Genomic DNA, 13,222 nt, shown 5'->3' on the forward strand with positions numbered 1-13,222 from the left:
GTGAGGAGCTTGGAAATTAAACAAGCAGTAACGAATAAACGAGCGGTAATATTAATGCTCGTTTTTTGGTTCATTTTTTCTGTATTTACTATTAGGATTCTTTACATCCAATTCTTTAAAGAAGTACATGGCGAAGATTTGAGGGCATTAGCGGAAGCGAAATATCAAGAAGCGCGCATACTGCCTGGGAAGCGTGGAACGATTCATACGCGAGATGGTGGAGTGATTGCAGAGGAAGTGCCGTCGTATGCGATTACAGCCATTTTGTCTCAAGCACAAGGGCCGAATCATTATGTGAAAGACGTTGCAGAAACAGCAAAAAAATTGTCTGAAGTGACCGAGATGGAAGAGGCGTTTTTGCGTGAACGGCTAGAAGACGGGGTGCGCCGCAGCAAATATCAAATCGAGCTAGGAAAAGAAGCAAGAGGATTAACATATGAACAAAAAGAAGAAATTGAATCGCTCCGTTTACCTGGGATCGTCATTGAAGAAGAGACACGGCGCTACTATGCGAAAGGTGTGTTTGCTTCTCATGTTATTGGTCACGAGAGTCGTCAAGAAGAGATACCAAGCTTAGGGCTAGAAGCGAAATTTGATGACGTCTTACAAGCGAAAGATGGTAAAATTGACCACCAACTTGCACGTGGTGGACGGGGTATACCTGATGCAAAAGAAAGAATAGAACTACCCGAAAATGGATCTGATTTGTATACGACCATTGATACAGGTATTCAAGTGACATTAGAGCAAGCGATGACACATGTGGAAGAAGTATACACGCCTGAAAAGATGACGGCCATTGTCGCTAACCCACATACTGGGGAGATCCTTGCGATGAGCAATCGTCCAAGCTTCGATCCGAACGCGTACCATGATATTGAAAACTTTTCGAATTACGCTGTACATGACACAGTTGAACCTGGTTCAACGATGAAGGCATTCACCGTCGCTGCTGCAATAGAAGAAGGTGTGTTTCACGACGAAGAAATGTTTAGATCAGGGCAATATGAAATTGATGCGCATACTGCACCAATTCGTGATGTCAATCGAGGCGGATGGGGGGACATTTCCTTTGCGGAAGGTGTGTATCGCTCGTCAAATGTATTGATGACGAAGTTAGTATTGGAACGATTAGGACTAGATACATTTTCTTCTTATTGGCAGCGTTTTGGTTTTAATGAGCAAACGGGTATTGATATGGCGCAAGAAGGAACAAGCCGATTAACACTTGAAAGCCGGGCGGACGCGGCACGGACGTCATTTGGTCAAAGCTCTGCTATGACACCGATTCAAATTGTCCAAGCGTTTACAGCGATTGCAAATGAGGGCAAGATGATGAAGCCATACGTTGTTCAAAAAGTGGTTGATGAGTCTGGAAAAACAACATATGAAAGAAAACCAGAAGTGGTTAGAGAAGTCATTTCCGCTGAGACGGCTGCCCATGTTCGTAAGTTGTTGCGTGGGGTGGTTTCTGAGCCAGTAGGTACAGGGCAAGTGTATGATGTTGAGGGGTTGCAAGTAGCGGGGAAAACCGGAACAGCACAAATTGTAGAGGACGGGAAGTACTTGCAAGGAAGTGGACAATATTTGTATTCATTCCTTGGAATGGCGCCATATGATGATCCACAAGTCGTTGTTTATGTGTCTGTGACAAAGCCAAATTTGGAAGCAGGAGGCGGTGGTGTTGCACCTGTTTCATATATTTTTAATGAAGTGATTAAGAGTGCTGTCGCGCATACAACAGCTGAAGAAAATAAACAAGAAGAAGTGTCTTCCGAATCACTTCTTTCCTTACGTGATGTGAAGGGAAAGCCGATCGATGAAGCAGTATCGATGTTAAAGGAAGATGGGTTGACGCCAGTCGTAATTGGAGAGGGCAGCAAGGTCGTGTCGCAGTCTCCACAAGTAGGGGAACATGTCGCTCGGCATGAGCGAATGATACTACGTACAGATGGAGAAGAAACGAGTATGCCGGATATGACGGGATGGTCTGTGCGTGATGTGTTAAAAGTGACCACAGTATTATCGCTTGAACCGTCTTTTGAAGGACATGGCTATTTAGTCAAGCAGCATCTCAAGGATGGTGTATTGTATGCGACATTTGCACCGCGTGTGGAGCAGCAAGATGACAACAATTAAATAAAAACAGTTAAGATGCCTTGCGTGATAGATGTGCGCAAGGCATTTTTTTGCCTTTGTGTGTGTTTCGTTATCATACATTCACATTGAAAGAACGCGAGAAATAAAAATCATAACCATTGTTTAAAGACCATAACATTTAAAATAACGGCATAAAGGAGGCAGTTTGTGCCCATTGTCAGGAGAATAAAATGTCTACTGACAATATAATTGGATGGGAGGTTTACTATGATTACAGTAAGTTTATGTATGATTGTAAAAAATGAGGAAGATGTTTTAGCACGGTGTTTGGACACAATTAAAGACTGTGTAGATGAAATCAATATTGTTGATACAGGATCGACTGATCGGACGGTAGAAATTGCAAAGCAATACACAGACCGCGTCTTTTTCTTTGAATGGACGGGAAGATTTGCTGACGCACGAAATGAGTCATTTAAGTACGCGACAAAAGATTACATTTTATATTTGGATGCAGACGATGTCGTCTTGGAAGAGGATAGAGAAAAGTTTAAGAAATTAAAAGAGACCTTAGACCCAGCCGTAGATTCTGTATCGATGTTTTACAATGCCGGCATGGATCAATTTGGGAATGTGACGTTAAGGTACCGAAGAAATCGTTTAGTGAAAAGAGAAAAAAACTTTCAATGGGGTGGAGACGCACACAACTATTTAAACGTCTTCGGACATATTATTAACTCTGATATTGGTATTACGCATAAAAGTGTTAGACATGCAACGGGAAGAAATTTATCTATTTACAAAGACAAAATTGAGCGTGGCGATAGCTTCTCACCACGAGATTATTTTTACTATGGGAATGAGTTACGAGAAAATGGCCATCCTGAAGAAGCGATCGAGTCCTATGATAAATGTATTGCGTTAAAGGAAGGATGGGTTGAAGACAAATTTTATGCTTGTATTAATAAGGCTGACTGCTATACACGATTAAAAGAGAACCAAAAAGCATTGGAATCTTTGTTTCAGTCATTTGTTTTTTCAAGAACGCCGCGTCCAGAGGCGTGTAGTAGGATAGGAGATAAGTTTAAAGTAGCAAACCAATTCAAGGACGCATCTTTTTGGTATGAAATGGCTGTATTAATGAAACCGGATGAAAACCAGTGGAGTTTTAGTTATCCAGCATTTTCAACTTGGTATCCGCACCTCCAACTATGTGTTTGTTACGATAAGCTTGGCGAGATAGAAAAGTCTTATGAGAATAATGAAAAGGCACGAGAATACCGACCACAAGACCCAGCTGTCCTTCATAATAAACATTACTTGGAAAAAAAGATGGAGAAGCTAAAAGAAGAGAAAGAGAAAAAAGAGCAAGAAAAAGAAGATAAAGTGGAGAAAGAATGACGAAGAAGTAAATTATGAAGAGGACGATAAAGAAAAGAGGGTGCATGGCACCTTCTTTTTTGTTTTAAAGACAGGTGTTCTATCATGTTTTCACGTGAGTAAGCTTGTTCTAACGTAAGCATTTTTGTCATACGTTAAACTACGTTTAGTGTTTGAAAGTGAGGGAATCTCTATGCGCGTATCAAATATTACCGTACGGAAGCGGCTCATTCTTGCCCTTTTTGTAGGAATGATCGTTTTTAGTATTATCATTGGACGTTTAGCGTTTGTTCAATTTGGACAAGGGGCGTGGTTGACAGAAAAAGCGGAAGACTCTTGGGGAAGGAATATTCCTTTTGAACCGAAAAGAGGGGAAATCATAGACCGAAATGGGATCGCATTAGCGACAAACGTTAGTGCGCCGTCTGTCATTGTATTTCCGCGTCAAGTAACAGATGTGGCTGAATCAGTGGAGAAGTTGGCATCTGTACTAGAAATGGACCGTGAAAAAGTATACGAGGCGTTGACAAAGCAGGCGTCTAGCGTGTGGTTACGTCCTGAGGGACAAAAATTACCACAAGAGAAAGCACAAGAAGTGCGGCGTCTCGGTTTATCGGGGGTCTACATTGCTGAAGACGCCAAACGTCATTATCCGTTTGGCAGTTATTTGTCTCACGTGCTTGGTTTCGCCGGTATTGATAATCAGGGATTAACTGGACTTGAGCATTATTATGATGAAAGGTTAAAGGGCGAAAAAGGGTTTGTGTCCTTTTTTTCGACTGCAAAAGGGACAAAGATGCCAAACTTGGCGGATGAATATGAGGCACCGATGAATGGGCTAGATTTAATGTTGACAATTGATAGCCGGGTGCAGACTATTATGGAGCGGGAACTCGATTTGGCTGAAGCGAAATATGATCCAGATGGTGTTATCGCACTTGCAATGAACCCAAAAACAGGGGAAATTTTAGCGATGAGCAGCCGCCCTCATTTTAATCCTGAGCACTATCGGGATGTACCAGCGGAAATTTATAATCAAAATAAACCAGTTTGGATGCAATATGAGCCTGGCTCTACATTCAAGCTCATTACACTTGCGGCGGCATTGGAAGAAGGTTTAGTTAATTTAGACCACGATACTTTTTATGACCCTGGTCATGTGAAAGTAGGTGGCCGCAAATTAAGGTGCTGGAAAAAAGGTGGGCACGGTTCGCAAACATTCCTTGAAGTGGTACAAAATTCTTGTAACCCTGGGTTTGTAGAATTAGGACAACGTTTAGGGAAAGAGCGGTTATTTTCTTACATCAAAAGTTTTGGTTTCGGAGAGAAGACAGGGATTGATTTGCAAGGGGAAGGGACGGGCATATTGTTTCACCCTGACAATATCGGGCCTTTAGAGCAAGCAACAACGTCATTTGGGCAAGGGGTCGCAGTAACGCCGTTGCAACAAGTCGTCGCAGTGTCTGCGGCGATTAACGGGGGCTATGTGTATCAACCGCAGCTCGCACGGGCATGGATGAATGGAGAAACAGGGGAAGTGATTGAACGAATGGCACCCGTGCAGAAGCGTCAAGTCATTTCTGCTGAGACGTCAGAACAAATTCGGTATGCGATGGAAAACGTTGTCGCAAAAGGTTCTGGAAAGGGCGCATTTGTGGATGGTTATCGTGTTGGTGGCAAGACAGGTACAGCACAGAAAGCAAAAGATGGGCGCTACTTAGAGAACAATCATATCGTGTCTTTCATTGGGATGGCACCGGCAGATGATCCACAAATTGTGGTGTATGTGGCAGTTGATAACCCAAAAGGGACCGTACAGTTTGGTGGCGTAGTGGCTGCACCCATTGGTGGCACGATTATTGGAGATAGTTTAGAAGCCATGGGGGTTGAAAAGCGGACAGACCAAATTGAAAAAGAATTAACGTGGCTTGATGAACCGTTAGTTGAAGTGCCTGATTTGGTAGGACTTACGCGGAGAGAAATTAATGAGGCTTACTATGAGTTGCAATTAAACATGTCCGGAGATGGGGAGACAGTTGTACAACAATCGCCTAAATCAGGTACACGTGTTGAAAAAGGTGCAACAATTCGTGTTTATATGGGTGACAAAATCGCCGGAAACGACTAAAATAGATGTAGTTGTTATAGAAATCAGGAGTTAGGGACCAGAATTCAGGTAGGAAGCAGATTTGAATGGGAACGATCTCGTTGATAGGCTTAAACCTGACTTCTGGCAACAAACTTCCGTATTCTGGCATTGGAGGCATCATTATGACATTACAACAATTGCTTCGGGTATTGAGGGAAGCCTATGATCTCGATCCCGAAGCTCAAAACATACATGTGACGCGATTGGATATGGATTCACGTTCAGTGAGAGAGGGGACGTTGTTTTTCTGTATAAAGGGGTATACCGTTGATGGACATGACTATGCAGCACAAGCAGTCGCAAATGGCGCTGTGGCAATTGTGTCAGAGCGTCCGTTATCTTTGTCTGTGCCCGTCGTGGTTGTTCGCGATACAAAGCGGGCGATGGCTCGTCTAGCAAGTCATTTTTACAATGAGCCTACGAAGCATTTGCATTTAATTGGTGTGACAGGTACGAATGGGAAAACATCGGTATCACATATGCTTGCGCAATTATTTGAGGACGCAGGGAAACCATCAGGCTTAATTGGGACGTTGTATACAAAGATAGGCAAGGAGACACTTGAAACAGCTAATACAACACCAGAGTCACTGATTTTACAAAAACGTTTTTCAACAATGCTTGAAAGAAATATTGAAACAGCTGTGATGGAAGTATCATCCCATGCCCTTGACCTAGGTCGGGTTCATGGATGTGATTTTGATGTCGCTGTGTTTACAAATTTAACGAGAGATCATTTAGATTATCATGAGACTATGGAGCAATATTTGTTTGCGAAAGGGTTGTTATTTTCACAGTTAGGCAATACATACAATGGGAAGGTGGCAGTAATAAACATAGATGACCCCGCAGCACATCAACTAATGAAAATGACAGCGGTAGATGTGGTTACGTATGGTATAGACGCGCCTGCACATGTCACAGCGGAAGAGATTCAGGTGACCGCAAGTGGGACGACATTTTTACTTTGTGCATTCGGTGAAAAAGTCGCGATCACGCTACCATTAATTGGGCGCTTTAATGTATACAATGCATTGGCAACCACGGCAGCAGCGCTTGCTTCTGGTTTGTCACTTGTACAAATAAAACAAAGTTTGCCTCGTGTGAGTGGGGTAGCCGGTCGATTTGAGCGGATTGATGAAGGTCAAGACTTTACGGTCATTGTCGATTATGCTCATACACCCGACAGTTTAAAAAATGTATTAATGACTGTACAACAGTTAACAAAACAAGCAGTGACGGTTGTTATTGGTTGTGGTGGCGATCGTGATGTAACGAAGCGCCCTATCATGGGAAAAATTGCGACAGGTTATGCAACACGAGCAATTTTTACTTCAGATAACCCCCGTACAGAAGCACCGGAAAAGATTTTGGATCAAATTGTGCAAGGTGCATCGGACAGCGATGACACATACGAAGTGGTGATTGATCGACGAATGGCCATTCGTCATGCCATTTCTCAAGCGAAAAAAGGTGATGTGATCGTCATTGCTGGAAAAGGACATGAAACGTATCAAGAAATTGGACACGAACGTATGTATTTTGATGATCGGCTAGAAGCGAGAGAAGCGATAAAGGAGTATTTAAAATGAGTATAGATGCGACATTGGTTCAAAAAGTTGCGCTGCGTCAGCGTCTAGCAAATGATACACGTACGTTTGCATCTGTTTCCACCGATACACGTCATCACTCACTGCAGTCATTATTCGTACCATTACGCGGAGAACGATTTAATGGGCATACCTTTTTAGATGCCGCGATTGAAGCTGGTGCGACGGCGACTTTATGGCAGGAAGATGAGGCGTTGCCACGAGAGGTTCCCGATACTTTCCAAGTTTACTATGTAACAGATACAACGGAGGCATTACAAAACCTTGCCCGACTGTATAGAGAACATGTGAATCCATTTATCATTGGTATCACAGGTTCGAACGGCAAAACAACGACAAAAGATATGGTGGCAACACTACTTGAGCCGTTGGGTGTCGTTCATAAGACAAAAGGTAACTTCAATAACCACATTGGTGTTCCGCTCTCGTTACTTTCAATGCCTAGTCATTGTGATTATGCTGTCATTGAGCTAGGGATGAACCATCCAGGAGAGATTGCGTTTTTGTCGCGCTTAGCGGCACCAAATGCGGCGATTGTGACAAATATTGGTGAGGCGCATATTGCTGCTTTTGGATCTCGGACAGGAATTGCGGATGAAAAGATGTCCATCCGGTCAGGTCTTACAAATGAAAAATGGTTATGGATTGATGGTGATGAATCGCTGTTAACAGCGTATGCAGATGAGGCAACCACTGTTGGGTATGCCTCGCAGGCAGATGTGTATATCAATGCGATAACGCCACTGAAAACGGGTTATACATTTAAAATCAATTCAAATGTGAGCTTCTCCCTTCCCATGCTTGGTGAACACAACATTAAAAATGTAACGTATGCAATTTCATTAGCGCAACGACTAGGATTAGAAACAGAGAGGATCCAGAAACAAATGAATATAATAGAAGTGAGTGGGATGCGACTAGAACCATTGCAAGGACCAAATGGTGTGACCATTGTTAATGACGCATACAATGCGAACCCAACATCAATGAAGGCGGCAATCGAGACAGTGAAATCATTACCGGGGTATAAGGAACGTGTGCTTGTACTTGGTGGAATTTATGAACTTGGGGAAGCGGAAGAAGCTTTGCATAAAAGTGTGGCTGAAGTCATCGAAGCACCTATTACAACGGTAATCACCGTTGGAGACAAAGGTTACTGGATTCATGAGGCGCTTACGCTACGCGCATTACCGCACATTACATGCATCCATGTATATAGTGTAGACGAAGCCAAAAAGCATTTATCCCCTTATTTAAAAGAAAATACGGTTGTATTACTTAAAGCTTCACGTGCAGTTGCGCTTGAAAAAGTATTACCGGCTGTCAAAGGAGGTTTTTAAAATGGAAGAACGAACACTTTTATTCGTTCTCCTTCTCTCGTTTGCGGCTGCGGTTTTGTTGTTACCGCTATTCATCCCTTTTTTACGGAGATTAAAGTTTGGGCAAAGCATTCGCGAAGAAGGACCAAAATCGCACCACAAAAAAACCGGAACACCGACAATGGGTGGGATTGTCATTGTCTTAGCTGTATTCATCACAACATTGTTCATTGGGTTTGTTTTCTCCTCTTTTAGTGAGGAGTTATGGTTATTGTTATTGGTTACGCTCGGTTATGGTATAGTTGGGTTTTTAGATGATTATTTAAAAGTCATACGAAAACATAATTTAGGACTTACCTCGAAGCAAAAACTCGTCGGACAATTGGTGATTGCCGCCTTATTTTATGCTGGATTACTTTATATTGGGCTTGATACCACAATTTCAATCCCCGGGACAACTGTCATGATTGAATTAGGATGGTTTTATGCTGTACTTGTTGTTGTCATGCTCATTGCTGGAAGTAATGCTGTCAATTTGACAGATGGCTTAGATGGTTTACTTGCAGGAACAGGTGCGATTGCATTTGGTGCGTTTGCAATCTTGGCATGGAGTGTTGAGTTATTTGACACGGCTTTATTTGCTGCGGCAATTGTTGGGTCAGTTCTAGGGTTCCTTGTGTTTAATGCACATCCCGCAAAAGTTTTTATGGGTGATACGGGTTCTCTCGCGCTTGGTGGTGCCATTGCGGCAATAGCGATTTTAACAAAGATGGAATTAATGTTAATTGTTATTGGTGGCGTATTTGTTATTGAAACACTTTCTGTCATTATTCAAGTCATCTCATTTAAAACGACAGGTAGACGTGTGTTTAAAATGAGTCCGCTTCACCATCATTATGAGCTATGTGGCTGGTCAGAGTGGCGTGTGGTCGTCACATTTTGGAGTATTGGTATGGTGTTTGCAATTATAGGTGTATATATGGGTGTGTCTTTATGAGAAAAAATCAAGATAAATTGAAAGAAAAGAAAATCCTTGTTTTAGGTATGGCGAAAAGTGGGGCGGCTTGTGCAACATTGCTGGTGCAATTGGGTGCAATTGTCACGATAAACGACGCCAAAGAACGAATGGATCACCCTGAAGCGAGTGACCTCGAAGCGCTAGGGGTGAAGGTTGTTTGCGGGGGTCATCCGTTATCGTTGTTAGATGATATAGACGTCGTCATTAAAAATCCAGGGATCCGATATGACAACGTGCTTGTGAAAGCCGCGTTGGAGAAAGGGCTTCCTGTTTGGACAGAGATTGAATTGACGACGATGCTTTCTGAAGCGGATGTCATTGCAATCACGGGTTCAAATGGGAAAACGACGACGACAACACTTGTAAATGACATGTTAAAAGATAGCGGAAGAACACCGCGTATGGCTGGAAACATTGGTATTGTTGCATCTACAGTAGCGGCCAATGCAACGAAGCAAGATATTCTTGTACTAGAGTTGTCTAGTTTCCAATTAATGGGGACAGACGCTTTCAAGCCGAAAATTGCCGTTTGGCTTAATTTGTTTGATGCCCATCTTGATTACCATGGGAGCCGAGATGCTTACATTGCAGCAAAGGCAAAGATCGCTGCAAATTTAACGGCAGAAGATTACCTTGTTTATAATGCTGATGATACGCAAGTAGTAAAAGAAGTGAGCAGGTTAGGTGGAACAAAAGTCCCCTTTTCGCGTAAAGAACAGCAAGAAGCGGGTGCCTATTTACACGAAGGGATGATTATGTTTCGTGGAGAACAAGTCATGCCACTAGCAGAAGTGGTGCTTCCTGGTGAACATAATACAGAAAATATGTTAGCAGCAGTTGCCGCAGCAAAATTAGCTGGTGCGACATCGGCACAAATTTACCGGGTGCTCACGTCTTTTTCTGGGGTGAAGCATCGCTTACAATTCGTGGGGACATGGGAAGGGCGTTCGTTTTATAACGATGCAAAAGCGACAAACGTGTTGGCGACGCAAGCAGCCCTTTCTTCGTTCACAAAGCCAACGATTTTGCTCGCGGGTGGTCTTGATCGCGGTCACTCTTTTGAGGAGCTTCGTTCAAGTATGGCGCACGTAAAAGCAGTGATCGCTTTTGGGGAGACACGCAAGCGTTTGGCGTCTTTTGCAGAAAAGGCAGGCAGTACCGCTGTTGTTGTAAACAATATTGGAGAAGCGGTGCGTGAAGCACTAAAGTATTCAAATGAAGGAGACGTTATTTTGCTTTCTCCAGCGTGTGCAAGTTGGGATCAATATCGCACATTTGAAGAGCGCGGGGACGCTTTTTTACAAGCGGTCGCGATGGAGACGATGCCTCACTTTAAACCTCCAAACGCCGATGTGTAAACATTGTTCTCGTTCTTACACTTCTAAATGAACGTGCTTGTTCATATTGTACAAGTATACGTCGTAGGAGTGAGAGGTGTTCACATACATGTACAAGCAAAAGTCTGCACCAGATTATATGCTGCTTTGTCTTACACTCGCCCTATTAACAATTGGTTTAGTGATGGTTTATAGTGCGAGTGCAGCATGGGCGTCTTACCGTTTTGAAGACCCGTACTTCTTTGCAAAACGGCAACTTTTTTTTGGTGGTACAGGGGTTGTGCTCATGCTTGGAATGATGCGGATTGATTATTGGACATGGCGCACTTACAGTAAAGTGCTGCTTCTCATTTGTTTTTTATTATTAATCGTGGTCTTAATTCCTGGGGTTGGCTTAGTGCGTGGAGGAGCGCGCAGTTGGCTTGGTGTAGGGGCTTTTTCTATCCAGCCTTCAGAGTTTATGAAAATCGCGATGATTATCTTCTTAGCATGGTACTTGGCAAAATACCAAAAACGAATTGTCTCGTTTAAAAAAGGACTCGTGCCTTCTTTAGGGCTTGTATTGATTGCATTTGGTTTAATTATGTTACAGCCTGACCTAGGAACAGGTGCGGTGATGGTGGCGACGTGTGTGGTCATGATTTTTGTGTCTGGTGCGCGCATCATGCATTTTGCTTTGCTTGGTTTATTAGGTCTCGCGGGTTTTGTCGGTTTGATTGCCAGTGCCCCTTACCGTATTGAACGGATTCAATCTTTCTTAGACCCATGGAGTGACCCATTAGGAAGTGGATTTCAAATTATCCAGTCACTATTTGCGATTGGTCCAGGTGGATTGTTCGGAATGGGACTAGGTGAAAGCCGGCAGAAGTATTTTTATTTACCAGAGCCACAAACCGATTTTATTTTCTCTATTTTGGCAGAGGAAATGGGTTTTTTAGGTGGGTTGGCCGTGTTGCTTTGTTTTTTGTTGCTTTTTTGGAGAGGGATTCGTATCGCATTAGGTGCACCAGATTTATTCGGGAGTTTTCTAGCAATTGGAATTACAACCATGATTGTCATTCAAGTCATGATTAATATCGGCGTTGTGACCGGACTTATCCCAGTAACGGGCATCACGCTTCCGTTGCTGAGCTATGGTGGCTCATCGTTAACTTTAATGTTGCTCTCCATTGGTATATTACTGAATATTAGTCAACATGCACGTTAAAGCGTGCGATTGCCAAAATATTTTTAGAAAATAGAGGATTTTTTGTGCACGATAGCGAATGGATTGTAGCCAAGAAACTTTTTCTCATTGGGCAAACATTGCTATGTTCATTTATTAAGGAGTTGAAAAACGATTTTGTGATGAAAAATGATAAAGTTGTCACAATGCCACCAATCAAGGAGCAAAGAAAAAGAAAATCCAATCGTCGTTTACTGATGTTCGTACTATTATTTTTCTTCTTTTTGCTTGTGCTTGTTTATTTTCAAAGTCCGTTTAGCAAAGTCGATAAACTGATTGTGACTGGCAACGAGTTGATTGAAGAAAACGAACTGATGAGAGAAAGTGGGATACGTGAAGGAGATAGTATGTGGCAATTGTCTTTAGATGAGAAAGAGGCACAAATGACAACGTTAAGAGGGATAAAATCGGTGTCGATTGAAAAGAAGTGGCCAACAACCGTCGTCATGACCATTGAAGAACATGAACGCGTTGGCTATGTTCTTGTCGACGACACATATGCACCTATCCTCGCTTCTGGGGAGAAGCTCGCACCTGTTTCTTTTGCGAAAGTACTTGGTGATGCGCCAATCTTGATCGGTTTCTCAGAGCAGCGTTGGTTAAAGACTTTAAGCAAAGAATTGGCCAAAACGGATCCAGCCGTGATGAAATGTATTTCTGAAATAATGCCGATGCACGTGGAAGATGATCAAGTAGCATTGGCCGTCTATATGACAGATGGGATCGAAGTACGTACATCACTTGAGGGATTTGCGGAATATATGCGTCCATATTTGAAGGTGTCTTCTCAAATAGATGCATCACAACCTGGCGTGTTGCATATGAAATTAAGTCCTTATTTTCAAGCAGCTAACCAAGGATTAAATGAGGATCGTGGCGGTGTGGAGGCAAATGATTAAAAATAGGTGGACACTTATCTATCATGTTGCACAATCTTCCTTATAATTTGTTGAGGTTTTTCCTTTTCTCTGCGCTGATCTTAGTGTAGACTTATAGAGGAGAAATAGTGAGATTAAAGGATTTGCGTGTTCGCTGTTGAATACATTACATATTCAGAAGAAGCGAAGTCTAAAAGTAAGGTCGA

Annotated in this window: 9 protein-coding genes; all 9 read left to right on the forward strand. The window is 42.7% G+C overall.

The features are described from left to right. The first annotated feature begins 9 nt into the window (after positions 1-9). Complete coding sequence (locus tag NSQ26_RS03340) at positions 10-2,139, forward strand: penicillin-binding transpeptidase domain-containing protein (RefSeq protein ID WP_499719129.1); 2,130 nt, start codon at positions 10-12, stop codon at positions 2,137-2,139. Between the two features lie 228 nt (positions 2,140-2,367). Next, positions 2,368-3,501, forward strand: coding sequence for a glycosyltransferase (locus NSQ26_RS03345; protein ID WP_499719130.1), 1,134 nt, complete (start codon positions 2,368-2,370; stop codon positions 3,499-3,501). Positions 3,502-3,673: 172 nt separating this feature from the next. Continuing rightward, on the forward strand, positions 3,674-5,608 hold the full coding sequence (locus tag NSQ26_RS03350; RefSeq protein WP_499719131.1) for a stage V sporulation protein D: 1,935 nt from the start codon (positions 3,674-3,676) through the stop codon (positions 5,606-5,608). Between the two features lie 143 nt (positions 5,609-5,751). Next, the gene (locus tag NSQ26_RS03355) at positions 5,752-7,221 is read left to right on the forward strand and encodes a UDP-N-acetylmuramoyl-L-alanyl-D-glutamate--2,6-diaminopimelate ligase (protein WP_499719132.1); all 1,470 of its coding nucleotides are present in this window, start codon (positions 5,752-5,754) and stop codon (positions 7,219-7,221) included. After that, a complete protein-coding gene (locus NSQ26_RS03360; RefSeq protein WP_499719133.1) occupies positions 7,218-8,579 on the forward strand; it encodes a UDP-N-acetylmuramoyl-tripeptide--D-alanyl-D-alanine ligase in 1,362 nt (453 codons plus the stop codon). Before NSQ26_RS03355 ends, NSQ26_RS03360 begins: the two co-directional genes overlap by 4 nt. A gap of 1 nt (position 8,580) precedes the next feature. Next, on the forward strand, positions 8,581-9,555 hold the full coding sequence (gene mraY, locus NSQ26_RS03365) for a phospho-N-acetylmuramoyl-pentapeptide-transferase (protein WP_090775977.1): 975 nt from the start codon (positions 8,581-8,583) through the stop codon (positions 9,553-9,555). Beyond that, positions 9,552-10,934: a UDP-N-acetylmuramoyl-L-alanine--D-glutamate ligase gene (gene murD / locus NSQ26_RS03370; RefSeq protein ID WP_499719134.1), complete on the forward strand. Its 1,383-nt coding sequence runs from the start codon at positions 9,552-9,554 to the stop codon at positions 10,932-10,934. The genes mraY and murD overlap by 4 nt, the downstream gene beginning before the upstream one ends. An 88-nt stretch (positions 10,935-11,022) precedes the next feature. Then, positions 11,023-12,120 (forward strand): stage V sporulation protein E, encoded by a 1,098-nt coding sequence (gene spoVE, locus NSQ26_RS03375; RefSeq protein ID WP_090775979.1) that lies wholly within the window; start codon positions 11,023-11,025, stop codon positions 12,118-12,120. Positions 12,121-12,164: 44 nt separating this feature from the next. Further along, positions 12,165-13,037 (forward strand): cell division protein FtsQ/DivIB, encoded by an 873-nt coding sequence (locus NSQ26_RS03380; protein ID WP_499719135.1) that lies wholly within the window; start codon positions 12,165-12,167, stop codon positions 13,035-13,037. Positions 13,038-13,222: the final 185 nt, after the last annotated feature.

Origin of the sequence: Bacillus sp. FSL W7-1360 (assembly GCF_038592975.1) — a bacterium.
Taxonomy (GTDB): Bacteria; Bacillota; Bacilli; order Bacillales; family Bacillaceae_D; genus Shouchella; species Shouchella lonarensis.